The sequence below is a fragment of the Ruegeria pomeroyi DSS-3 genome, assembly GCF_000011965.2.
GTDB lineage: Bacteria > Pseudomonadota > Alphaproteobacteria > Rhodobacterales > Rhodobacteraceae > Ruegeria_B > Ruegeria_B pomeroyi.
Window position 1 is genome coordinate 189,604 of record NC_003911.12, and the last position, 20,344, is coordinate 209,947.

Sequence of the window (20,344 nt, forward strand, 5' to 3'; positions counted from 1 at the left end):
AATCCCCGGACAGGCAGAATGCCCTTGAACCTGATTACCCGCTTTGCCGCGTTTGTGTGGCTCTCTGTTCTGTTTGCGGCGGCACCGGCCCTGGCAAAGCTCGATCCCGGGGTGTCGTCGCTGTGCGATCAGGCCGCGCGTAGCGCCGCTAACCGGCACGGCGTGCCGCTCGACGTGCTGCGCGCGATCACCCGGGTCGAAACCGGGCGCCGCAGTGACGGGCAACTTGCACCCTGGCCTTGGACCGTGAACATGGAGGGAACCGGCCATTGGTTTCCGACCGAATTCGCGGCGCGCAAATTCGTGTTCGAACGGTTCAAATCCGGTGCCCGCAGTTTTGACGTGGGGTGTTTCCAAATCAATTACCGCTGGCACAGCCAGGGGTTCTCCTCGATCGAAGAGATGTTCGACCCCGAGCGGAACGCCGATTATGCCGCCCGGTTCCTGAACGACCTGTTTGGTGAATTGGGGTCCTGGTCGGCGGCGGCGGGGGCGTATCACTCGCGCACGCAATCCCTGGCCGATGCCTATGCCTCGCGGTTCGACAGAACCCGCGCGGCGCTGGGCGAGGGGCCAATGCCGAACCCGCACCGCACGCCCGATACCGGAGGCGCGCAGCCGCTGTTTGCACGGCAAGAGGCGCCGCCCGGCCCGGCCCGGCTGGGATCGCTGTTTGCAACCGGATCGGGCGCCCGCCCCTTCATCTCGTTCAACTAGGATCGCGCCGTGCCCAAGCTTACCACCGAAACGCTGTTCAGCCCCACGGTCCTGCTAGCAATTGCCCTGATGGCGATCATCGTGATGATGATCCTGCCGATGCCGGCCTGGGTGCTGGATATCGGGCTGGCCGCCTCGTTTGCGTTGGCGATCCTGATCTTTACCCTGACCCTGTTCATCGAGCGGCCGCTCGATTTCTCGGCCTTTCCGACGATCCTGCTCGCCTCGCTGATGCTGCGGCTGTCGCTGAACGTGTCCTCGACCAAGCTGATCATCGGTCAGGGTCATACCGGCCCGAACGCCGCCGGCGACGTGATCGAGGGGTTTGCCCAGTTCGTGATGGGCGGCAGCGTGTTTCTGGGGCTTGTGGTCTTTGGCGTGCTCCTGATAGTCAACTTCATGGTGATCACCAAGGGCGCCGCCCGCATGGCAGAGGTCGGCGCGCGGTTTGCATTGGACGGTATGCCGGGCAAGCAGCTGGCCATCGACAGCGACATGTCGGCAGGCGCCATCGACCATCAGGAAGCCAAGGCCCGGCGCGAGCTGGAGCAGCAGGAAACCACTTTCTTCGGCTCGCTCGACGGTGCGTCGAAATTCGTCAAGGGCGACGCCATCGCCGGGCTGCTGATCACCCTGCTGAACCTGGTGATGGGCCTGATCATGGGTGTGGTCGTGCACGGCATGCCGATGAGCGCCGCGTTCGAGACCTATGCCATCCTCACCGTGGGCGATGGCCTGGTGTCACAGATTCCGGCCGTGATCATATCGATCGCCTCGGCGCTGCTGCTGGCGCGCGGCGGCACCCAGGGCGCCACCGACAATGCGCTGTTCGCGCAACTGGGCAAGCACCCGGCGGCGCTGGCCACGGTAGCGCTGCTGATGGTTCTGTTCGCGCTGGTGCCCGGGCTGCCGTTTCTGCCCTTCATCTCGGGCGGTGCGGTTCTGGGATATGCCGCCTGGCGCATGCGGCTGAAACAGAAACAAGAGGCCGAGAGCGCCGCCCGGATCACCGAGGAACAGACGCCGGTGGCGCGGCAGGGGATCGGCGATATCCTCGACCTCGACGATGTGCATCTGGAATTCGCCCCCGATCTGGTGGGCATGGCGCTGGACCCGGGCACCGGGCTGGATGCGCGCATTGCCAATATGCGCACGCATGTGGCCTCGATCTATGGCTTGATCCTGCCCGACATCCGCCTTACCGATCAGGCCGAACTGCCCCAGGGCACCTATGTGATCAAAGTGCAGGGGGTCGAGCAGGTGCGCGGCGTGCTGCATCCCGATCTTGTACTGGCGCTGATGACAGATCATCCCGACGCACTGCCCGCGGGTGAGGACGTGACCGAGCCGGTCTACGGCGCGCCAGCCCGCTGGATCCTGCCCAAGGATCAGGAGGCGGCAGCGCTGTCGGGCGCGACCATTGTCAGCCCGCCCGAGATTCTCGCCACTCACCTGCTGGAAGTGATCAAACAGAACTTTGCCCGCCTGCTGACGCTGAAATCGCTGCGCCGCCTGCTGTCCGAGATGACTCGCCTGTCCGATCCGGTCCGGTCCGAGGCCAATCAGAAGCTTCTGGACGAGCTGATCCCCGACAAGGTGCCGATCGACACGTTGCATGCAGTTTTGCGCCTGCTGCTCGAGGAACGCGTGTCGATCCGCAATATGCCTCTGATCCTCGAAGCGGTGGCCGAGGCACGGCTGGCCACCACCCAGCCCGAGGCGATCTGTGAACATGTCCGCCAGCGGCTGGGCTTTCAACTGGTGGCCGAGATGAAGCGCGCCGACGGGTCGATCCCGCTGGTGCAACTGGCGCCGGAATGGGAGGACGCCTTTGCCACCTATCAGGTCGATGGCGCTGGCGGCGGCCTTGATATCGCGCTGCCGCCCGATCTGTTCAACAAGCTGGCCGATGGCGTTGCCAAACGCCTGTCGCAGACGGCGGGGCAGGGGATATTCGCGGCGCTGGTGACCTCGACCCGCCGCCGCCGTTTCCTGCGCACCATCCTGCGGGCGCGCGGCATCCCGAACCCGGTCCTCTCCTTCGAGGAAATCGGGATGGAGGCGCGCCCGGCGCTGGTGGGACAGGTGCCCGCATGATCGCGCTGCCGCCCGAGTTGCTGGCGCTGATCTCGGGCGAGCTGTGGCAGCTCTTTGCCGTGTTCCTGCGGGTCTCGGCCCTGGTCTCGGTCCTGCCCGCCTTTGGCGAGCAGTCGATCCCGATGCGGGTGCGGCTGGGGGTCGCCGCCGCGTTTGCCGTGATCGTGGCTCCGGCCACGCCCCAGGCGCCCGAGATCACAAATGTCCTTCAATTCGCAATGCTTGCGGGGACCGAGGCGCTTGCCGGGCTGGTCATGGGGCTGGGCATCCGGCTGTTTGCCATGGCCTTGCAGGTGGCGGGCATGATCGCGGCGCAGGCCACGTCTCTGTCGCAGCTTCTGGGCAATGCGGTGGCCGAGCCGACGCCTGCCATGGGTCATCTGCTGATGATGGACGGGCTGGCGCTGGCGGTCATGTCGGGCCTGCATGTGCGGGTTGCCGAGTTCCTGATCCACTCCTACACGATCTTTCCGATCGGCAAGCTGCCCCATCCCGGAGACCTCAGCCAATGGGGTGTCGCCCAGATCGGCCGCATGTTCGCGCTGGCCTTTGCGTTGGCGGCGCCCTTTGTCATCGCCTCGCTGATCTATAACCTGGCCCTGGGGGCGATCAACCGGGCGATGCCACAGTTGATGGTCGCCTTTGTCGGCGCGCCGGTGATCACCTTCGGCGGCATGGCGCTGTTGCTGGTCGGCACGCCGCTTCTGCTGTCGGTCTGGCTCGACGCGCTGTGGAGCTTCTTCCAGGATCCGGTCGGGGCACGTCCATGAGCGGGCAGGATGACGACAGCGACAAGTCATACGAGCCGACACCGCAGAAGCTCCAGAAAGCGCGGGAGAAGGGAGAGGTTGCCAAATCCGCCGATCTGTCGGTGGTGGCGGCCTATGCCGGATTGTTGCTGGCCCTGTCTGCCTTGGGCGCGGCCAGCATCACAAAGCTGGGCACCGCGCTGACGGTGTTGATCGGGCAGGCCGATGGCCTGTCGCGCCTTGTCTTTGAGGGGCGCGCAGTTGGTCCGGTCGGCGGGCTTATGGGGACGGTGGGGGCCTCGATCCTGCCGTGGTTCCTGGTGCCGGCGGCGGCGGTGATCCTGTCGGTGGTGGCCCAGCGCGCCTTTGTCATGGCGCCCAGCAAGCTGGTGCCCAAGATCTCGCGCATCTCGATCCTGCAGAACGCCAAGAACAAGTTCGGGCGCGGCGGCCTGTTCGAATTTGCCAAGAGCTTTGTCAAATTGCTGCTCTATTCGGTGTGTCTGGGCTTTTTCATCAAGCTGAACCTGTCCGACATCGTCTCGTCCGCCGGGATGGAGGCGCGCCAGTCGGTGCTGCTGATGGCGCGGCTGTTGATGCGGTTCATGTTCCTGGTGGCGACCGTGGCACTGGTGATCGGGGCCATCGACTATCTGTGGCAGCATGCCGAACACATCCGCAAGAACATGATGTCCCGCAAGGAGCTGATGGACGAGACCAAGGATGCCGAGGGCGACCCGCATATGAAGCAGAAGCGGCGCCAGAAAGGGCAGGAAATCGCGATGAACCAGATGCTGGCCGATGTGCCGGGGGCCGATGTGGTGATCGTGAACCCGACCCATTACGCGGTTGCCCTGAAATGGTCACGCCTGCCAGGTGCGGCGCCGGTCTGTGTGGCCAAAGGGGTCGACGAGGTTGCCGCCGCGATCCGCCGCAGCGCGGCCGAGGCCGGGGTGCCGATCCACTCCGATCCACCCACCGCGCGGGCCCTGCATGCCGGGGTTGAGATCGGGCAGGAGATTTCCGAGGAGCATTATCGCCCGGTCGCCGCTGCGATCCGTTTTGCCGAGGCGATGCGCAAGCGGGCCAAGGGGAGGGCGTGGTGAGACACTCGATACTGGATCAAATGACGAGAGTGGGAGAGGCGCTCTATTTGCGCGAATACGAGCGTATCCGGGCCGTTCTGGAGGAAGAGGCGCGCATCGCCGCGCAGATTGCCCGGCTTGATGACCAGGTTGTCCGCATCCGTGCCGAAGGATCAGGAGATCATGGCTATCGCTCGGTCGGCGCCGACATCCTCTGGCAAAGCTGGGAGAGCCGGACCCGCCGCCAGCTGAACTCCGATCTGGCGCGGGCGCGGGCGAAACGGTTGTCGATGATGGATGATCTGAAACGCGCCTTTGGTCGCAAGCAGGCCATTGCGCAAATCGCACAGGATGACAAATCGGCCCGGGCAAAGGCCCGTCGCAAGGCGCAGCTTGATGCGCTCACCCGTGACGCCGCGCTGCGTTAGATCCGACTAACCGGTAGAGACCCAGAAATGCCCCGCCTGACGGCGAGGCATTGGTAGCCGACCGGGGTGAAGATGTTGGCGGTTCGGACCCCGCTCAATAGGAGTCCTGTCTGGCGATATCGACGATCAGCACGCTGACGATATTGTCGCCGAATGCCTTTTGCGCCGATTCAAGCAAGGCGACGCGCAGCGGGTCGAGATTTCCGGGCCGGGTAAAGGCACCGTCGAAACCGCCGATATTGGCATGGTCGAACAGGACCTGAAGGAAACCGTCGCGCAGCTTGGGTTCCTTGGCGTAGAAATTCTCGCTGAAACCCGGCTGGACCTCGAGGCTGAGCGACACCGTGGCCAGGCCGCTGATCTGGTCCTTGTGCACCAGCGGCACCACAAAGGGTTTGTTCATCTTGACGTATTCGTTGCCCGAATCCTCGGCGTCGTGATCCTCGGACGGTTCCGATTTGGCCTGATCACCGGGTTTGGCCTTGGACGGTTTCTCTTCGCCATGGTCACTGGCCTGATCGCTCGCATGGGCGCTGTCCTGCGACGGTTTGGGGCCAAGGAACACCCCGGCGCCCACCCCGGCGCCAAGGCCCACAACAAGGAAAAGAACCGGAAGCAGTTTACCCAACATGGCCGGCCTCAGAACGGCAGAACCATGTCCAGCACCTGCTGGCCATAGCGCGGTTGCTGCACATCGGTGATCTGGCCGCGACCGCCATAAGACACCCGCGCCGAGGCGATCTTGTCATAGGTAATCTCGTTCTGGCGCGAGATATCCTCGGGCCGCACATAGCCTGAAACCAGAAGCTCGCGCAGTTCGAAATTCACCCGCAGCTCCTGCGAGCCAGTGATCGACAGGACACCGTTGGGCAGCACGTCGACCACGGTCGCGGCCACGCGCAGGGTCAGTTTTTCCTTGCGTTTCACCGACCCCTTTCCGCCAGAGGCGCTGGAGGAATCGACTGCGACCGCGTTGCTCATCGACGCGCCCTCGGGCAGTTTTTCATCGATCCGCTGCGGCAGGCCCAGAAGATGCGGCACGCCCAGGCTTTCCGAACCCGAACGCGACCGGTTGGTGTCGTTCGAGATCTCGGCCTTTTCGTCGATCTCGATCACCACGGTCAGAATGTCGCCCTTCTTCATCGCCCGCTGATCGCCCAGCAGCGAGTTCTGGCCGCCGCTCCACAGCGAGGCGCGATCGACCGAGCGCTGCGGCTGTGTGTGCAGCGGCAGGCCGGGCCAGAGCATGGCCACATGTTCGGGCGACTCGGTGTTTGGGGTAAAACTGGGCGCCTTGCCCAGATGATCGGCGCGACCACAGGCCGACAGCACCACCAGCGCGGCAATCAGGGTTTTGGGGGAAAGACATTTCTGCATCATTTTACCTCGATGGAGCCATTGGGCCGGATCTGGCCGGAAACGGTGGTGCGGGACGTCAGGTTCATCACCCGGATGACATCGCCCGCCGCACCGCGACCCAGCGCGCGGCCTTCGGTGGTGATGACCAGCGGGCCATTGTCAAAAAAGAGCGTCACAAGATCATTGCGGTCGACGATGGCGGGGGGGCCGATATCGGCATAGCGGATCGGCCGCCCGGCATAGAGCGCGACCCGCGCCTCTTGCCCGATCACCTCGGCCGGGTCGGTGAAACTGCCCGGGACCTCGGCCGATTTCAGCATCAGATCCTCAGCGCCGATGATCTCCTTGGCGCGGATGGTGCGGGTGGGCACCAGTACCTCGGCTGCTGCCGTCTGCGCCAGGACAAGGGCGAGGATCGGGCCAAGATACCGCATCAGCGCACCTGCGTGGTGGCGCTCATCATCTGGTCCACCGCCGAGATGACCTTGGCATTCATTTCATAGCCGCGCTGCGCCTCGATCAGTTCGGTCACCTCGCGCACCGCGTCGACCGAACTGTCTTCGAGATATCCCTGGCGCAGGGTGCCCAGCCCATCCTCGCCCGGGTTGCCGGTGATCGGAGAGCCCGAGGCCTCGGTCTCCTTGAACAGGTTGCTGCCGATCGCCTCGAGCCCCTTGGCATTGGTGAAACCGGCGAGTGTGACCTGACCCAGCAGCTGGCCCTCGGCGGCATCGTCGAAATAGGCATAGACCTCGCCCGCCGCGTTTATCGAGATCGACCGCGCATCGCTGGGAATGGTGATCTCGGGCACCACCGACAGCCCGTCCGAGGTGACGATCAATCCCTCGGCCGAGCGTTTCAGCGACCCGTCGCGGGTAAAGGCCGACTGGCCCGAGGGCAGCGTCACCTCGAAATAGCCGCGCCCTTCGATGGCAAGATCCAGATCGTTGCCGGTGGCCGACAGCGCGCCCTGTTCCAGATGGACGGTCACCGCCGCCGGGCGCACGCCGAGACCCAGTTGCACCCCGGTGGGCAGAACCGTGCCGTCAGAGGCATTCACCGTGCCGGCGCGGGCGATCTGCTGGTAATGCAGGTCGGCGAATTCCGCGCGCCGGGCATTGTAGCCGGTGGTGTTCATGTTGGCGAGGTTGTTCGAGATCGTCTCGACCCGCATCTGCTGGGCGGACATGCCGGTGGCGGCGATTTTCAGGGCGCGCATTGTTGGGCTCCTTCAGGTTGGGATCAGCGCAGCAGGCTGTTCACGGCGTTGCGGATGCGTTCGTCTTCGGCCTGGAGAAAGCTCTGGCCCAGCTCATAGGCGCGCTGGACCTCGACCAGCCGGGCGACCTGGTCGATCGCATTGACGTTCGACCCTTCGAGAAAGCCCTGCATGATGCTGGCACCCTCGATCGGTTCGGTGCCGTCATCGGCGCGAAAGAACACCCCGCCCTCGCGGATCAGCCCATGCGGATCGACGGGCTTGAACAGGCCGATCTGACCCAACAGCCGCCCGGCACCGCTGATCGTGCCATCGGGGCCGATACGGACACCGTCGATATCGGGCGGCACAAAGATCGGCGCGCCATTGGCATCGATCAGCCGATAGCCATCGGGATTGACCAGATCACCCTGGGCGTTTGGGGTAAAGCTGCCGGCCCGGGTCAGCCGCTCGCCGCCCGGGGTTTCGAGCATGAAGAACCCCTCGCCGTCGATGGCCAGATCGAAATCACCGCCGGTCTGGGTCAGCACACCCTGTTCCTGCGAGGTGTTGCGCACCTGACCGCGCGCCATGGACAGCGACGAGGTTCCAAGCCCGCCGCGGACGAATTCCGAAAACACCAGCCCCTGCTGGCGATAACCCGAGGTGGCGGAGTTGGCGATATTGTTGGCCACGACGCGGGGTTTCGTTCAAAAGCCCGGATTGTCGCGACAGGATGGCATAGCTGGGCGTTTCCATCAGACACCTCCCGAAATCAGCGGAATGAGGGTTGTGGTGAAATAGTTGACGAGCGTCTGGGTCATGAAGCCCATCGAGATCCAGAACACGATCACGATGGCGGCCAGTTTCGGCACAAAGGTCAGCGTCATCTCCTGGATCGAGGTCAGGGCCTGGAACAGACCCACCGCCAGACCGGCGATCAGCGCCACCGACAGGATCGGAACCGAAGTGATCACCGCGATCCACAGCCCCTGCCGGACCGTGTCATAGAACAGGCCTTCGCTCATCATGGCTCAGACCGGCATCCGGAGGATTTCCTGATAGGCCTCGACCACCTTGTTGCGGACGGTGACAGCGGTTTCGACCGCCAGTTCCGATTGCGCCAATGCCTGCACCAGCGCATGCGGGTCGGCCTTGCCGATCATCGCCGATTGGGCCAGCTCCTCGCTGTGCTGCAGCGTGGCGGCGAAATCCTGGAAGGTGCCGCGCAGGCCCTGCGTGGCGCTGTCGTCTTTGGGGTCCGCCTGGGTGGCGGGGCGGGCCGAGGCATAGGCCTGGGCTGCGGAGAGGCTGCGGATATCCATTCTGGCTGTCCTTTATTTGCGGAGAAGTTCCATCAGGCTTGCGGACATCTGCCGCGCCTGGTCGAAAAGCTTGAGATTCGCCTCGTAGCTGCGCTGCGCTTCGCGGGCGTCGGCGATCTCGATCATCAGGTCGACATTCGACCCCTGGTAATGGCCGGTTTCGTCGGCCAGTGGATGCGAGGGATCGAAGATATCGGGCAATTGCCGCCGGTCGAGTTTAACCCGACCGGTGGTGACACGCTCGACCCCGTCGTCACGGCCGCGCTCTACCTCGAAAGGGACCGTCTTGCGGCGATAGCCCGGCGTGTCGGCGTTCGAGATGTTTTCGGACACATGGCGCAAGCGGGTGGCCTGGGCGCGCAGCGCGCTGGCGGTCACCGAGAGGGATTTGGAAAATTCGCTCATCTCAGCCTCCCTCACCCACGACCCAGGCCGACGCGCAGCATGTTCATCGAGGATTTGTAGATCGCGAGCGCGCGGTCATGCTGACGCTTGACCTCGACCGCCTTGAGCATCTGTTCCTCGATGCTGACATTGTTGCGGTTGGGGTCGCCCGCTGCGTTGGTTTCGAACGGTGCCCAGCTGGCGGCGGACGCCGCGGTGCCATTCAGATGGCTCGTGCGGCTGGCCTGCATGGCGGTGCCGGCAGTTTCGCGGGCAAAGGTTTCGGCAAAGGGGGCGATGTCGCGTTCGCGATATCCGGGCGTGTCGGCATTGGCCATGTTCTGGGCGATCACGGCTTGCCGTGTGCCTGCATGTGTTGCCATGGCGTACGCCATCTTAAAGACGTTCAAGTCCGAGAACATCGGGGCTTCTCCCTCGATCAATTTCAATCAAGGCTTAACCCCGATTCGTTTAGAAACCGTTTTCAGGAAATTGTTGGAGATATCCCGATGACGGCCCCAGACCCCCTCGCCCTGAAAGCCGAGTTCGACAGCCTCAGCCTGGTTCGACATGTGGGGCGCGTGACCGGCGTGGCGGGGGGCGTGATCCAGATTCAGGGCCTCGCCCGGCAGGCGCAAATCGGCGATCGGGTTGAATTGAAACGCAATTTCGGCCCGTCCCTGGGTGGCGAGGTGTTGCAGGTCGAGGGCAGCACGATCAACATGCTGCCCGACAGCGCGCCCGAAGGTGTGTCGCTGGGCAACCGCGTGGTTTTGCATCCGATTCCGGGATTCGCACCCGGGCGTCACTGGCTGGGGCGGGTGGTCGATCCGTTCGGGCGGCCGCTGGACGGGCGCCCCTTGATGCGTGGCTCCAAGGCGCGCGACCTGATGCGCGCGCCGCCGCCCGCCGTGCAACGCAAGCCCCTGGGTCAGCGTATGGCGACCGGGCTTGCAGCGCTGAACACGTTGCTGCCCATTGTGCGTGGCCAGCGGGTCGGCCTCTTTGCCGGATCAGGGGTCGGGAAATCCAGCCTGCTCGCCACGCTGGCCAAGTCGATGCAGGCCGATGCCGTGGTGGTGGCGCTGATCGGCGAGCGGGGGCGCGAGGTCAACGAATTCGTGGCCAAGGCGCTGGGCCCCGAGGGGCTGGCGCGCTCGGTCATCGTCGCGGCCACTTCGGACCAATCGGCATTGGTACGCCGCCGCTGTGCCTGGGCGGCGATGACCGTGGCCGAGAGCCTGCGCGACGAGGGGTTGAATGTCCTCTACCTTGCGGATTCGATCACCCGTTTCGCCGAGGCGCATCGCGAGATCTCCGCCGCCATGGGCGAGGCTCCGGCACTCAGGGGCTATCCGCCCTCGGTCACACCGCTGATCACCGGCCTGTGCGAACGCGCCGGTCCGGGAACCGAGAAACAGGGCGATATCACCGGCGTTTTCAGTGTGTTGGTGGCAGGGTCGGACATGGACGAACCGGTCGCCGATATCCTGCGAGGCGTGCTGGACGGGCATATCGTGCTAAACCGCGAAATCGCAGAACGTGGCCGCTTTCCGGCCATCGACATCAGCCGCTCGGTCTCGCGCAGCCTGCCGGATGCGGCCACGCCCGAGCAGAATGCGCTGATCGGCGAGGCGCGTCGCCTGATCGGTGCCTATGAGCAATCCGAGGTGATGATCAAGGCGGGGCTCTATAGCGAGGGCGCTGATCCGCTGCTGGATCAGGCGGTGCGCGTCTGGCCCGAGCTGGATGCATTTCTGGCCCGTTTGGACCCACAGGGGATCGAGCACAGTTTCTCGCGTCTGCAACTGGTGTTGCGCCGCTCCAAGTCCGGCCCCCGCCATTAGGCGAGGACCGGGGCTATCTCAGTCGGCGTCGGCCACACCCTCGGCCCGCAGGCGGGCGCGGCGGGCACGATAGCTGGGCAAGATAACGAGCAGTGCCGCCAGAACCAACAGGCCGACCGTCATCGGCCGTTCCAGGATGAAGCCAAGCCCGTCATAGAGCTGCATCGCGCGGGCAAAGTTGTTCTCCAGCATCGAGCCCAGGATGAACCCGATCAGCAGCGGCGCCAGCGGATAGTCGGCAAAGCGCAGCACAGTGGCACAAACGCCGAGACCCACGAGGATCAAGAGCTCGGTCGAATTATTCTGGCCGATATAGGCGCCCATCAGGGTAAAGAACAGGATGAACGGGATCAGGAAACTGCGTGGCACCGCCAGAATCTTGGCGATGTATGGGATCAGCGGCAGGTTCAGGATCAGCAGAATCAGGTTGCCCAGATACATCGAAATGATGACTGCCCAAAAGATCTGCGGATCGTCCACCATCAGCCGTGGCCCCGGCGTGACGTTCAGAGCGATCAGCGCGCCAAGCAAAATTGCCGTGGTGCCTGATCCCGGAATACCCAGCGTTAGCAGCGGCACAAAAGACCCTGTGCAGGCGGCATTATTGGCGCTTTCCGGTGCCGCCAACCCCTTGAGCGAGCCCTTGCCAAACTCTTCCTGCTCGGCCTTTGGGGCAATGTTGCGTTCAACCGCATAGCCAAGGAAGCTGGCGATCGTTGCACCGGCCCCCGGCAACACACCGATCAGGAACCCCTGTACCGATTGCCGCCCGATCACCGGCGCAATGGATTTCGCTTCGGCCCGGGTGATCCGCAGATCCTTGATCTCGCCGCTTTCGCCCCCTTGGGTCGATCGCGAGGGGTCGAGAACAAGATAGAGCGCCTCGGGCAGGGCGAACATGGCCATGGCCAGCGTGATGAAGCCGAAACCCGATTGCAGGTCCATCACCCCCATGGTGAAGCGCGGCATGTTGAACAGTGCCCCCTCGCCCACCGTGGCCATGATCAAACCGAGAAGCGTCATCAACAGCGCCTTGCCTACCTGCCCCGATCCTGCAAAGGCGGCGATGGCCGACAGCCCCACCACCATCAGCGCGAAATACTCGGCCGAGTGAAACAGCAGCGCGACCGAGGCCAGCGCGGGTGCAAATACCATCAACAGGATCGCCCCGATGGTGCCGCCGCAGAAACTGGAGATTGCGGCCACGGTCAGCGCCTTGCCGGCCTTGCCTTGCCGCGCCAGCGGATAACCGTCGAAGCTGGTCGCCACGGTCGAGGCGACACCGGGCGCGTTGATCAGGATCGACGAGGTCGATCCGCCAAAGATCGCTCCGTAGTAAACGCCAGCCAGAAGGATCAGCGCCGCCGAAGGGTCGCCAATTGTGATCGCGACGGGGATCATGATGGCGATGATCGACATCGGCCCCAGACCCGGCAGCATGCCGATAAAGGTGCCGATCAGGCAGCCGCCAATGACCATCAGGATATTGGTGAGCGAAAAGGCCGTTCCCAGCCCGATCATCAGTCCTTCGAGCATGTCAGCCTCCGTTTACCATGAATGCGGGCCAGGGGCTGAGGAAGATCCCCAGAACCACCTGGACCAGATACCAGACCAACCCGGCCGCAGCTGCCGCCACCGGCAACAGGATATGGAACCGCCGTTCTCCCAGGATCAGCGAGCCGATTGACAGGAAGGCCAGAGTCGAGAGCAGAAAGCCGAGGGGCCGCAGCAGCAGCGCATAGGCAACCATCAGTGCAAGCAACGCCAGAGCCTGACCCAACTTGTATTCGGTCAAACGGCGATAGTTGATCTCCATAGGCTTCGGCGCCGCCGCGCCCTTCTCCAGCCCCAGCAGAATTGACAGAGCGGCCAGAACCGCAAGTACCGACAGGATCTTGGGAAAGGTGCTAGGCCAGATCGGGTTGCGCTTCATGAAAGGGGCCAGGCCGGCATCCATGGTGAAAAAGGCAGCATAGCCATAAGCAAGGCAGATCATCAGGATGACAAGTGCGATCCATCGGTCGAGTGCCATGGGTGTCTCCGGTTCGGTCGGGTTGAGGGTGCAAGGGGGCGCTGCCCCCGCCGCCCCTGCGGGCGACTCCCCCGGGATATTTCCGGCAAGAGGAAAGAGTATGTTAACCTTGACGCCTCTGGCTGAAGTCACGGTACAGGCTGGGAAGCCGATGACCGTGCGAGGGGAAGGTTATCCTTCTTCGGTGAAGGGGAGAGCTTGGTCTGCTCCCCTTCCTCCTGCTTCGAATATCCCGGGAGCGCGAGGGTGGAATCCTCGCAATTCAGTATCGAGCGCGGCGCAGCCGCACCTTTGGATTACAGGAAACCCAGCTTGCGCATCAGGTCGCCGATCTGCTGCTCCTGCTTCTCCAGGAATGCACGGAAATCGTCACCGCTGTTGTGGATATTGACCCAGCCGTTACGGGCGCGCACGGCTTCCCATTCTGGCGTGTCATACATCTTGGCGATCGCCTCCTGATAGGCGGCAAGCCGGTCTTCCGGCAGGCCCGGGGCGCCAAAGAAGCCACGCCAGTTGACGAAGGTGGTGTCGATGCCCTGCTCCTTCATCGTTGGTGCATCGGGATAGGCGGCGACCCGGTCGTCCGAGGTGACGCCGATGATCTTGACCTCACCGGCATTGGCCAGATCCACCGCCTCGGAGAAGCCGGTGCTCAGCGCCGCGATTTCGCCCGAGAGCAGCGCGGCCATCGCCTTGCCGCCCGCATCATAGGCGATGTATTTCACCGCCAGCGAGTCCTTGCCCGCGGCCTCCATCACCATTGCGGCGACCAGATGGTCCATGCCGCCGGGTACCGAGCCGCCACCGATGGCAGTGCCGCTTGGATCGGCGTCAAAGGAGGCCAAAAGGTCGGTCATCGAGTTTACCGGGCTGTCCTTGCCAACCACAATGGCGGCGTAATCTCCGATCGTGCCAGCCACCAGGGTCAGATCGCGGAAGTTCTGCGGAAAGACACCGGTCAGTGAGCGGATGATGATCGGGGTCGAATTGACCATCAACGTGCCATGGTTCGAGGCGGCGTTTTCGATCAGATAGCCGATCGCCTTGCCGCCACCGCCGCCTGACATGTTCTCGTAACTGGCGGTGCCCGCCAGGCCCGCCGCGGTCAGCGCCTCTCCGGTGCCGCGCGCGGTGCCGTCCCAGCCGCCGCCGGCGCCGCCTGGGATCAGGAAATGAATGCTGTCCACGACCGGTTCTGCCCAGGACGGCGTGGAAAAGGCAAATGCCGCCGACGCGGCGGCCATCATGACCCGGCGGGTCAGGTTCGTTTTCATCATTGTATCCTCCCGTTTGACAAAGTGCGTTTCGCTTGCCCATGTGAAAGGAAAGCCACGCGAAGCTGACACCAACCTGTCGCATCCGGTTGAAAAGGAGAGGCAAGACATGCGGTTCCTGTTGGTCGAAGACAATCAGAGTCTGGCTTCGGCCATCCTCGACCGGCTGCGTCTGGACGGACATGTGGTGGATCACGCGGCGAATATTTCCTTGGCTGAAGAATTTGTGATCACAACGGATTACGATTTGATTTTGCTGGATATTATGCTGCCTGATGGGGATGGCCGCAGTTTTCTCAAGATGCAGCGCGATCACCGCAGCGAAACACCGGTGATCGTGTTGACCGCGCGGTCCGAGGTCTCGGACAGGGTTGGCGTTCTTGACCTTGGTGCTGACGACTATCTGACCAAACCTTTCGACTTTTCCGAGCTGGAGGCGCGCTGCAGGGCGGTTTTGCGGCGGCGGGGCGGGCGTTCGTCGAACCAGAAACGAATCGGTGGGCTGACTTTTGACCCGCTTTCGGGCCTTCTGGAGGTCTGCGGACTCGAGGTGCCCCTGCGGAACAAGGAGTTGCGGCTTCTGGAAATTTTTCTGGCCGCGCCTGACCAGATTTTCTCCAAGGCGCGTCTGGTCGACCGGCTGTTTTCCTATGACGAAGAGGTGTCGGAAAACGCGATCGAGGTTTATGTCGGCCGATTGCGCAAGAAAATTGCCGGCTCCGGCGTCGAGATTCAGACGGTTCGGGGATTGGGTTACCGGATACGACTGCAATGAGCGACCGGTTGCGCTCCAGCGGGTCGATCCGGCGCCGGTTGACGATACAGTTGGTGGGCAGCGCGGCGGTGCTGGCGGCGTTGTTGTTTCTGATCGTGCAGACCTTTACCCGCGAACTGGCCGAAGAGACCCATGACCGGATCCTGCTGGCCTCGGCCACGTCGATCATGGATGCGGTCTCGGTCCGGGCGCGCGAAGTGTCGGTCGATCTGCCCTATGCGGCTCTGTCGATGTTGAGCAATGTGAGCGATGACCGGGTGTTCTATCGGGTCATGCTGGGGGCAGAGACGCTCACCGGTTATGACGATCTGCCGGTGCCCCGACCAGAGCCGCGCGCGATCGGCGCGATGTTCGAAACGCTGGTCTACAAGGGTGAAAGCGTGCGGATGGCAACTACGGTGCGCTGGCTGTCACGCAATGGGGTTTCGACCCCGCTGACCATATCGGTCGCGCAGACCAGGACCGGACAGACAGAGCGGTTGGCCGACCTGACCCGGACGGCGTTGCTGTTGGGTGCGGGTTTCTTTGCCGTGGCGGTTCTATTGGCTGTGTGGACGGCGCAATCCTCGATCCGGCCATTGCGAGAGCTGGCGGGCATGGTGTCGCGCCGGGGGCCGACCGACCTGCGCCCGGTGACACGACCGGTTCCGGCGGAAATGGCACCGCTGGTCCGGTCGCTGAACAGTTTTATCGACCGATTGCGGCTCTCGCTGTCGCGCTCGGAGGATTTTATCGCCGAGGCGGCGCATCGGGTGCGGACCCCGCTGGCGACGGTGCGCACCCAGGCAGAGAATACGCTGCATCGGATCGAGCGGCCCGAAAATCGCAACGCCCTGCGCGAGATGATCCGCGCCATCGACGAAAGCTCGCGCGCGGCGGGGCAGTTGCTGGACCATGCGATGGTAAGCTTTCGCGCCGACAGTCTGGAGCGTACGCCCTTCGATCTGACCGATCTGGTGGCAGAACTGGTGAACCGGTTACGCCCGGTGGCCGATCTCAAGGATATCGAGCTGTTTCTGGAGATATCCGGGCCGCACGTCATGTCCGGCGATCCGATCCTGGTGCAGAACGCGGTGCGCAATCTTCTGGATAACGCAATCAAGTATGCGCCCGAGGAAAGCCGGGTCATTGTCTCGCTGGCAGGCGATGCGACGACACATGTTCTGTGTATCCGCGACGCAGCCGGTGGCTTCCACGAGGACGAGATCGACGGATTGACCGAACGTTTCGTTCGGGGGCGCAATGCCGAAGGTACGGTCGGTTCCGGGCTGGGGCTGACCATTGCGCGTGAAGTGGCCGAGGCCCATGGCGGGCGGCTTGACATTGCCAACACAAAGGATGGAGCCGGCGCATGCGTCTGTCTGCACTTTCCCTCTGCCTGACCCTGTGGGCGGCGATCGCCGGCGCCTTCGAGGTCGAGGAACACGCGCTGTTCGGCGCCGCGGATGGGCGGGTCCTGCGTATCTTGTCGACCACCGACACCCATATTCTGCGGCCGCTGATCGACAGCTTTCTGGACGCACGGCCGGGGGTTGCGGTGGATTACTTGTCGGTCAGCAGCGCCGAGGTGATGCGGGCCATCGTCGACGAAGGAGAGCGGTTCGACCTCGTCCTGTCCTCGGCGATGGATTTGCAGATCAAGCTGGCCAATGACGGTTATACCCGACCTCATCGCTCGGCCTGGACGCCGCTGGTTCCGGACTGGGGCAACTGGCGCGACCATGTCTTTGCCTTTTCGCAAGAGACAGCCTCGGTCGTGTTGTCGCGTGCGGCCTTTGCCGACCAGGACCTGCCGCGTACACGGCAGGACCTGATCGACCTGCTCAGGAGTGACCCGGACAGGTTTCAGGGTCGGGTGGGCACCTATGACGTGGCGGTCAGCGGGCTTGGCTATCTGTTTGCGACCCAGGATGCGCGCACCGCCGAGAGCTATTGGCGGTTGATGGAGGTTCTGGGCGGCTTGCAGGTCAAGCTCTACTGTTGCTCGGGCGAGATGATCGAAGCGGTGGCCGAGGGGCGCATCGACATGGCCTATAACGTTCTGGGCAGCTATGCCCGGGCGCGTACCGATCTGGCAGAGAGCATCCTGGTGATCGAGCCCGAGGAATACACCAACATGATGATGCGCACCGCAGTCATCATGCGCGATGCGGCAGAGCCGGATCTGGCAGGGGCGTTTGCCGATCATCTGATTGCGGCGGCCTGGTCCGACCCGCCGGCGCCGGACTATCCCTTTCCCGGCCCTCCTGCGACAGACCGGCCAGAGGGGGCCTCGCTGCGCCCCATTTCCCTGGGGCCGGGGCTGCTGGTCTTTCTCGACCGGCTCAAACGGCAGCGTTTCCTGGAGGAATGGCGCAACGCCGTCCAGCAAGAGTGATCGCCGCGTGACGTCGCGAAAGTCTGGACAGAGCTCGGGACGCGTCCTTGAGTGACCCAGGCGATATGCGGAGAGCGAGATGACATTCGACTATGTGATCGTCGGCGGTGGCTCGGCAGGATCGGCGCTGGCTGCGCGGCTGAGCGAGGATCCGGGCCGAACCGTCTGCCTGATCGAGGCCGGAGGGCGCGGCGACAGCCTGCTGATACGGGCGCCCGCGGCGGTGGTGGCAATGTTGCCAGGCAGGCCGCGTATCAACAACTGGGCCTATGAAACGGTGCCGCAACCGGGGTTGAACGGGCGCCGTGGTTACCAGCCTCGCGGCAAGGCCTTGGGTGGATCCAGCGCGATCAACGCCATGCTTTATGTGCGCGGTCATCGCCGGGATTACGATGAATGGGCGGAACTGGGCTGCGATGGCTGGTCCTGGGACGAGGTGCTGCCCTATTTCCGCAAATCCGAAAACAACCAGCGCGGCGCCGATCCCATGCATGGCGGCTCCGGTCCGCTGCAGGTGTCCGACCAGCAAAGCCCGCGCCCGATTTCGCGCGCTTTTGTCGAGGCGGGGGCCGCGATGCAAATCCGGCAAAGCGACGATTTCAACACCGGCGATAACGAAGGGATCGGCCTGTATCAGGTGACCCAGTTCCACAAACCCGGCCATCAGGGAGAGCGTTGCTCGGCGGCGCTTGCCTATCTCTACCCGGTGATGGGGCGGCCCAACCTGACCGTGATCACGCGGGCGCATGCGAAACAGGTGCTGTTTGAGGGCAAGCGCGCCATTGGCGTGCGCTATCGCAAGGCCGGGCAAAGCCACACTGCCCGCGCCGCGTGCGAGGTGATCCTGTGCGGCGGCGCCTTCAACTCGCCTCAGATGCTGCAGTTGTCGGGCGTCGGTCGGCCCGAGGATATCGCCCCTCACGGGATCGCGATGGTGCACGAGCTGCCCGGGGTGGGGCAAAACCTTCAGGACCATCTGGATTTCACCCTTGCCTACAAGTCCCGCGATACCGACAATTTCGGCTTGGGGCTTGCCGGGGCGGTGAACCTGTTGCGCCATGCCCGGGCCTGGCGGCGGGACGGATCGGGTATGATCGCGACTCCCTTTGCCGAGGGGGGCGCCTTCTTCAAGACCGACCCAGGCCTGGAGCGACCTGACATTCAGCTGCATTTCGTGATCTCCATCGTCGACGATCACGCCCGCAAGCTGCATATGGGATATGGGTTCAGCTGCCATGTCTGCGTTCTGCGGCCCGGATCGCGCGGAACGGTCTCGCTGGCCTCGGCCGATCCATTGGCAGCGCCGGTCATCGACCCTCAGTTTCTGTCCGATCCCGCCGATCTGAGCGCGCTGATGAAAGGGGTGCGCAAGACCCGCGAAATGATGCGGTCACAACCGCTGTCCGGCTATATCCACAAAGAGCTGTTCATCGACGGTGAGCCGGATGATGCCGGTCTGGAGCAGCATATCCGCGCCCGCGCCGACACCATCTATCACCCGGTGGGCACCTGCCGCATGGGTCGCGACGAGATGGCGGTGGTCGATCCGCAATTGCGGGTGCACGGGGTCGAGGGGCTGCGCGTTGTCGACGCCTCGGTCATGCCGCGGCTGATCGGGGGGAACACCAACGCCCCGACGATCATGATCGCGGAGAAGGCCGCCGACATGATCCGAGCGGCCGCGCAGGCGTGATAATCAGACAATCTTATATGTTATCCCTCTCTTAACGCCTGGACTGATATCCCTGATTTCGGGTGATAATGAAGGTGGTGGAGATGGGTGCGCATACCAATGCGGCGCCAATCATCATCAAGAAGAAGAAATCGGGTGGCGGCGATGGCCACCACGGTGGCGCATGGAAGGTGGCTTATGCCGACTTCGTGACCGCCATGATGGCCTTCTTCATGTTGATGTGGCTGCTGAACGCGACGACTGAAAAACAACGCAAGGGCCTGGCCGACTATTTCTCGGATTCCATTCCGATCAACCCGGTTTCGGGTGGAGGTGACGGCTCCTTTGGCGGCGACAGCATGTTTTCGGAAAACGCGATGGTCACGACCGGGACTGGTGGTGTGAATCGTCGCCGCGCGGATGCGGACCGCTCGCGCGGCTCGACCGGGGTCGACCGGCAGGGTGGCGAGGGAGAGCCGCTTGAAGAGTTCAAGACGCTCGAGGCCGCCTTGCAGGGCCGGGGCGGGGAAAGCCTGGTTTCCGAACAATTGCGCAAGCATATCGTGACGCGGGTGACCGATGAGGGATTGATCGTCGAACTGATCTCGACGGACGAATCGCCCCTGTTCGAAACCAATTCCGACCGTCCAACCCAATTGATGAAGGAACTGGCCAAGGTGGTTGTCCGTGCCGCGGACATGGTGTCGAACGGGATTGCGGTGGGTGGTCATATCCGGGCGCATCCAGTGGTTCTGGCGCGAAATCCGGTCTGGGAACTGTCCACGGCACGGGCCGAACGGACCCGTGTCCTGTTCGAAGGGTTGGGAATGAAAGAAGAGCGTATTCAGCGCGTTACCGGGCACGCGGATCGCAAGTTGACCGATCCAAATCCGATGGCCGCGCGCAACGACCGGATCGAGATCATCTTTCTGCGGAGTTGAAAAGGCAGAGATAGAAGGAATTTTAGCTGTTAGCGCGGTGTTAAGCGGTCGGGCGTTACCTGTTGCATCAGTTTTACGTGATGC

At 63.4% G+C, this 20,344-nt stretch carries 23 protein-coding genes; 11 read left to right on the plus strand and 12 right to left on the minus strand.

Going from position 1 to position 20,344, the window contains the following annotated elements; all coding sequences use genetic code 11:
• The first annotated feature begins 18 nt into the window (after window positions 1–18).
• From SPO_RS00865 to SPO_RS00885, 5 genes are all read left to right on the plus strand, one after another.
• A complete protein-coding gene (locus SPO_RS00865) occupies window positions 19–717 on the plus strand; it encodes a lytic transglycosylase domain-containing protein (protein WP_011045938.1) in 699 nt (232 codons plus the stop codon).
• Between the two features lie 69 nt (window positions 718–786).
• On the plus strand, window positions 787–2,814 hold the full coding sequence (gene flhA, locus SPO_RS00870; RefSeq protein ID WP_413243710.1) for a flagellar biosynthesis protein FlhA: 2,028 nt from the start codon (window positions 787–789) through the stop codon (window positions 2,812–2,814).
• Window positions 2,811–3,584 carry a flagellar biosynthetic protein FliR gene (locus tag SPO_RS00875; protein WP_011045940.1) on the plus strand — a complete coding sequence of 258 codons (774 nt, stop codon included), beginning with the start codon at window positions 2,811–2,813 and terminating at the stop codon, window positions 3,582–3,584. Before flhA ends, SPO_RS00875 begins: the two co-directional genes overlap by 4 nt.
• Window positions 3,581–4,669 (plus strand): flagellar type III secretion system protein FlhB, encoded by a 1,089-nt coding sequence (gene flhB / locus SPO_RS00880; RefSeq protein WP_011045941.1) that lies wholly within the window; start codon window positions 3,581–3,583, stop codon window positions 4,667–4,669. Before SPO_RS00875 ends, flhB begins: the two co-directional genes overlap by 4 nt.
• Before the next feature lie 20 nt (window positions 4,670–4,689).
• Window positions 4,690–5,076: a hypothetical protein gene (locus tag SPO_RS00885; RefSeq protein ID WP_144083940.1), complete on the plus strand. Its 387-nt coding sequence runs from the start codon at window positions 4,690–4,692 to the stop codon at window positions 5,074–5,076.
• Between the two features lie 94 nt (window positions 5,077–5,170).
• Here SPO_RS00885 and SPO_RS00890 read toward each other — a convergent pair whose 3' ends face one another.
• The 9 genes from SPO_RS00890 to SPO_RS00930 form a co-directional block, all read right to left on the minus strand.
• On the minus strand, window positions 5,171–5,707 hold the full coding sequence (locus SPO_RS00890; protein WP_011045943.1) for a flagellar basal body-associated FliL family protein: 537 nt from the start codon (window positions 5,705–5,707) through the stop codon (window positions 5,171–5,173).
• An 8-nt stretch (window positions 5,708–5,715) separates the two neighbouring features.
• Window positions 5,716–6,456 (minus strand): flagellar basal body L-ring protein FlgH, encoded by a 741-nt coding sequence (gene flgH, locus SPO_RS00895; RefSeq protein ID WP_011045944.1) that lies wholly within the window; start codon window positions 6,454–6,456, stop codon window positions 5,716–5,718.
• Complete coding sequence (gene flgA, locus SPO_RS00900) at window positions 6,453–6,869, minus strand: flagellar basal body P-ring formation chaperone FlgA (RefSeq protein ID WP_011045945.1); 417 nt, start codon at window positions 6,867–6,869, stop codon at window positions 6,453–6,455. Before flgA ends, flgH begins: the two co-directional genes overlap by 4 nt.
• On the minus strand, window positions 6,869–7,654 hold the full coding sequence (gene flgG, locus SPO_RS00905; protein ID WP_011045946.1) for a flagellar basal-body rod protein FlgG: 786 nt from the start codon (window positions 7,652–7,654) through the stop codon (window positions 6,869–6,871). Before flgG ends, flgA begins: the two co-directional genes overlap by 1 nt.
• Window positions 7,655–7,677: 23 nt before the next feature.
• Window positions 7,678–8,328 carry a flagellar hook-basal body complex protein gene (locus tag SPO_RS00910; protein WP_011045947.1) on the minus strand — a complete coding sequence of 217 codons (651 nt, stop codon included), beginning with the start codon at window positions 8,326–8,328 and terminating at the stop codon, window positions 7,678–7,680.
• A gap of 63 nt (window positions 8,329–8,391) precedes the next feature.
• The gene (locus SPO_RS00915) at window positions 8,392–8,664 is read right to left on the minus strand and encodes a flagellar biosynthetic protein FliQ (RefSeq protein WP_011045948.1); all 273 of its coding nucleotides are present in this window, start codon (window positions 8,662–8,664) and stop codon (window positions 8,392–8,394) included.
• Window positions 8,665–8,667: 3 nt separating this feature from the next.
• Complete coding sequence (gene fliE, locus SPO_RS00920) at window positions 8,668–8,958, minus strand: flagellar hook-basal body complex protein FliE (protein WP_011045949.1); 291 nt, start codon at window positions 8,956–8,958, stop codon at window positions 8,668–8,670.
• Window positions 8,959–8,970: 12 nt separating this feature from the next.
• The gene (gene flgC, locus SPO_RS00925) at window positions 8,971–9,363 is read right to left on the minus strand and encodes a flagellar basal body rod protein FlgC (protein WP_044027780.1); all 393 of its coding nucleotides are present in this window, start codon (window positions 9,361–9,363) and stop codon (window positions 8,971–8,973) included.
• Between the two features lie 11 nt (window positions 9,364–9,374).
• Window positions 9,375–9,764 carry a FlgB family protein gene (locus tag SPO_RS00930; RefSeq protein WP_044027782.1) on the minus strand — a complete coding sequence of 130 codons (390 nt, stop codon included), beginning with the start codon at window positions 9,762–9,764 and terminating at the stop codon, window positions 9,375–9,377.
• Between the two features lie 87 nt (window positions 9,765–9,851).
• Between SPO_RS00930 and SPO_RS00935 the strand changes: the two genes are divergently transcribed.
• Window positions 9,852–11,189, plus strand: a complete 1,338-nt coding sequence (locus SPO_RS00935) for a FliI/YscN family ATPase (protein ID WP_011045952.1) — start codon at window positions 9,852–9,854, stop codon at window positions 11,187–11,189.
• A gap of 18 nt (window positions 11,190–11,207) precedes the next feature.
• Here the strand turns inward: SPO_RS00935 and SPO_RS00940 are convergent, their stop codons facing one another.
• From SPO_RS00940 to SPO_RS00950, 3 genes are all read right to left on the minus strand, one after another.
• Window positions 11,208–12,725 (minus strand): tripartite tricarboxylate transporter permease, encoded by a 1,518-nt coding sequence (locus SPO_RS00940; RefSeq protein WP_011045953.1) that lies wholly within the window; start codon window positions 12,723–12,725, stop codon window positions 11,208–11,210.
• Between the two features lies 1 nt (window position 12,726).
• On the minus strand, window positions 12,727–13,221 hold the full coding sequence (locus tag SPO_RS00945; RefSeq protein WP_044027784.1) for a tripartite tricarboxylate transporter TctB family protein: 495 nt from the start codon (window positions 13,219–13,221) through the stop codon (window positions 12,727–12,729).
• Between the two features lie 296 nt (window positions 13,222–13,517).
• Window positions 13,518–14,495 (minus strand): tripartite tricarboxylate transporter substrate binding protein, encoded by a 978-nt coding sequence (locus SPO_RS00950; protein ID WP_011045955.1) that lies wholly within the window; start codon window positions 14,493–14,495, stop codon window positions 13,518–13,520.
• A gap of 109 nt (window positions 14,496–14,604) precedes the next feature.
• Here SPO_RS00950 and SPO_RS00955 point away from each other — a divergent pair, with 109 nt between their 5' ends.
• The 5 genes from SPO_RS00955 to SPO_RS00975 all read left to right on the plus strand — a co-directional run bounded on the left by SPO_RS00955 (window position 14,605) and on the right by SPO_RS00975 (window position 20,260).
• Window positions 14,605–15,270, plus strand: coding sequence for a response regulator transcription factor (locus SPO_RS00955; RefSeq protein WP_011045956.1), 666 nt, complete (start codon window positions 14,605–14,607; stop codon window positions 15,268–15,270).
• Entirely contained in the window at window positions 15,267–16,652 is a 1,386-nt protein-coding gene (locus tag SPO_RS00960; protein ID WP_011045957.1) for a sensor histidine kinase, read from the plus strand. The genes SPO_RS00955 and SPO_RS00960 overlap by 4 nt, the downstream gene beginning before the upstream one ends.
• A complete protein-coding gene (locus SPO_RS00965; protein ID WP_011045958.1) occupies window positions 16,622–17,647 on the plus strand; it encodes an ABC transporter substrate-binding protein in 1,026 nt (341 codons plus the stop codon). Before SPO_RS00960 ends, SPO_RS00965 begins: the two co-directional genes overlap by 31 nt.
• Before the next feature lie 79 nt (window positions 17,648–17,726).
• Complete coding sequence (locus SPO_RS00970) at window positions 17,727–19,340, plus strand: GMC family oxidoreductase (RefSeq protein ID WP_011045959.1); 1,614 nt, start codon at window positions 17,727–17,729, stop codon at window positions 19,338–19,340.
• Between the two features lie 83 nt (window positions 19,341–19,423).
• Window positions 19,424–20,260: a flagellar motor protein MotB gene (locus tag SPO_RS00975; protein WP_044028904.1), complete on the plus strand. Its 837-nt coding sequence runs from the start codon at window positions 19,424–19,426 to the stop codon at window positions 20,258–20,260.
• Window positions 20,261–20,344 lie beyond the last annotated feature (84 nt).

What these genes read in the sequence shown, in the direction of transcription:
- SPO_RS00865 (WP_011045938.1), top strand. Translation starts at nt 19, where the DNA reads ATGCCCTTGAACCTGATTACCCGCTTTGCCGCGTTTGTGTGGCTCTCT.
- flhA (WP_413243710.1), top strand. Translation starts at nt 787, where the DNA reads ATGGCGATCATCGTGATGATGATCCTGCCGATGCCGGCCTGGGTGCTG.
- SPO_RS00875 (WP_011045940.1), top strand. Translation starts at nt 2,811, where the DNA reads ATGATCGCGCTGCCGCCCGAGTTGCTGGCGCTGATCTCGGGCGAGCTG.
- flhB (WP_011045941.1), top strand. Translation starts at nt 3,581, where the DNA reads ATGAGCGGGCAGGATGACGACAGCGACAAGTCATACGAGCCGACACCG.
- SPO_RS00885 (WP_144083940.1), top strand. Translation starts at nt 4,690, where the DNA reads ATGACGAGAGTGGGAGAGGCGCTCTATTTGCGCGAATACGAGCGTATC.
- SPO_RS00890 (WP_011045943.1), bottom strand. Translation starts at nt 5,707, where the DNA reads ATGTTGGGTAAACTGCTTCCGGTTCTTTTCCTTGTTGTGGGCCTTGGC.
- flgH (WP_011045944.1), bottom strand. Translation starts at nt 6,456, where the DNA reads ATGATGCAGAAATGTCTTTCCCCCAAAACCCTGATTGCCGCGCTGGTG.
- flgA (WP_011045945.1), bottom strand. Translation starts at nt 6,869, where the DNA reads ATGCGGTATCTTGGCCCGATCCTCGCCCTTGTCCTGGCGCAGACGGCA.
- flgG (WP_011045946.1), bottom strand. Translation starts at nt 7,654, where the DNA reads ATGCGCGCCCTGAAAATCGCCGCCACCGGCATGTCCGCCCAGCAGATG.
- SPO_RS00915 (WP_011045948.1), bottom strand. Translation starts at nt 8,664, where the DNA reads ATGATGAGCGAAGGCCTGTTCTATGACACGGTCCGGCAGGGGCTGTGG.
- fliE (WP_011045949.1), bottom strand. Translation starts at nt 8,958, where the DNA reads ATGGATATCCGCAGCCTCTCCGCAGCCCAGGCCTATGCCTCGGCCCGC.
- flgC (WP_044027780.1), bottom strand. Translation starts at nt 9,363, where the DNA reads ATGAGCGAATTTTCCAAATCCCTCTCGGTGACCGCCAGCGCGCTGCGC.
- SPO_RS00930 (WP_044027782.1), bottom strand. Translation starts at nt 9,764, where the DNA reads ATGTTCTCGGACTTGAACGTCTTTAAGATGGCGTACGCCATGGCAACA.
- SPO_RS00935 (WP_011045952.1), top strand. Translation starts at nt 9,852, where the DNA reads ATGACGGCCCCAGACCCCCTCGCCCTGAAAGCCGAGTTCGACAGCCTC.
- SPO_RS00940 (WP_011045953.1), bottom strand. Translation starts at nt 12,725, where the DNA reads ATGCTCGAAGGACTGATGATCGGGCTGGGAACGGCCTTTTCGCTCACC.
- SPO_RS00945 (WP_044027784.1), bottom strand. Translation starts at nt 13,221, where the DNA reads ATGGCACTCGACCGATGGATCGCACTTGTCATCCTGATGATCTGCCTT.
- SPO_RS00950 (WP_011045955.1), bottom strand. Translation starts at nt 14,495, where the DNA reads ATGAAAACGAACCTGACCCGCCGGGTCATGATGGCCGCCGCGTCGGCG.
- SPO_RS00955 (WP_011045956.1), top strand. Translation starts at nt 14,605, where the DNA reads ATGCGGTTCCTGTTGGTCGAAGACAATCAGAGTCTGGCTTCGGCCATC.
- SPO_RS00960 (WP_011045957.1), top strand. Translation starts at nt 15,267, where the DNA reads ATGAGCGACCGGTTGCGCTCCAGCGGGTCGATCCGGCGCCGGTTGACG.
- SPO_RS00965 (WP_011045958.1), top strand. Translation starts at nt 16,622, where the DNA reads ATGCGTCTGTCTGCACTTTCCCTCTGCCTGACCCTGTGGGCGGCGATC.
- SPO_RS00970 (WP_011045959.1), top strand. Translation starts at nt 17,727, where the DNA reads ATGACATTCGACTATGTGATCGTCGGCGGTGGCTCGGCAGGATCGGCG.
- SPO_RS00975 (WP_044028904.1), top strand. Translation starts at nt 19,424, where the DNA reads ATGGGTGCGCATACCAATGCGGCGCCAATCATCATCAAGAAGAAGAAA.